The 1,081-nt window shown below is 72.2% G+C and carries 1 protein-coding gene; it reads right to left on the bottom strand.

What is annotated here, in order from left to right:
• Positions 1-122: 122 nt before the first annotated feature.
• Positions 123-1,081 (bottom strand): RsmB/NOP family class I SAM-dependent RNA methyltransferase (locus tag VTU_RS0105730; RefSeq protein WP_010101875.1); only part of this gene is annotated, 959 nt, incomplete at its 5' end.

The following is a 1,081-nucleotide window of genomic DNA, read 5'->3' as shown; positions in this document are numbered from 1 at the left end:
CGAAATCGCCCGCACGCACAGCGCTGTGCTGAACTTGGCCTGCGGCCCGCAAGGGCGCGGGCTGCTGGCGACGGTGCTGTTCGCGGGATGACCCCGCGGCCGCGTGGCTGGACGCGAGGCAATCAGCCCTTCCTCACCCCCACGGCGGCAAAGAAGCCGTCGGTCTGGTGCAGATGGGGCCACAGGCGCAGATAGGCGCTTCCCGACGCGCCACCGCTGCACAGGCTCCGGGCGCGCTCGACCTTGAGCCGCTCCAACAGCTCCCCCGCGTCGAGCCATGCGAAATCCGGGTGCGCGGCGCCGAACGCCTCGACGACGGCCTCGTTCTCCTCGCGCAGGAGGCTGCAGGTGGCGTACACCAAGCGGCCACCCGGCTTGAGCAGGCGGGCCGCGCTGTCCAGAATCGACGCCTGCCTGGCGGCCAACTCCCGCACCGTCGCGGCCGACTGGCGCCACTTGAGGTCCGGGTTGCGCCGCAGGGTCCCCAGGCCCGAGCAGGGGGCGTCGATCAGCACGCGATCGACCTTTCCCGCCAGGCGTCCGACGCGCTCGTCGCGCTCGTGCGCAATCGCCGCCGGGTGAACGTTCGACAGGCCGCTGCGCGCCAGCCGGGGCTTCATGGCGTCGAGCCGATGCGCCGACAGGTCGAACGCGTAGAGCCGCCCCGTGTTGCGCATGCTCGCGCCAATGGCCAGCGTCTTGCCGCCCGCGCCGGCGCAGAAATCCACCACCATCTCGCCGCGCCGGGCGTCGAGCAGCAGGGCCAGCAGCTGGGAGCCCTCGTCTTGCACCTCGATGGCGCCGCGCGCGAGAGCGTCCAGCCGACCCAACGCCGGCTTGCCGGTGACGCGCAGCCCCCAGGGCGAATACGGCGTGGGGCTCGCGGCGATTCCCGCCGCGGCGAGTTCCTCCTGCACGGCGCGGCGTTTGTCCCTGAGCGCATTCACGCGCAGGTCCAGAGTCGCGCTCTGCGCCAGGCTGTGCACCAGCGGCCAGAAGCCCTCGGCCAACTGGGCTTCAAGGGGCGGCACCAGCCATTCGGGCAGGTTGTGGCGCAGGGCTTGCGGCAGATCGTCGGGCC

It is taken from the genome of Verminephrobacter aporrectodeae subsp. tuberculatae At4, assembly GCF_000193225.1.
GTDB lineage: Bacteria > Pseudomonadota > Gammaproteobacteria > Burkholderiales > Burkholderiaceae_C > Acidovorax > Acidovorax aporrectodeae.
Note: the sequence above shows the minus strand (reverse complement) of the source record. Positions and strands in the feature narration are given on the sequence as shown.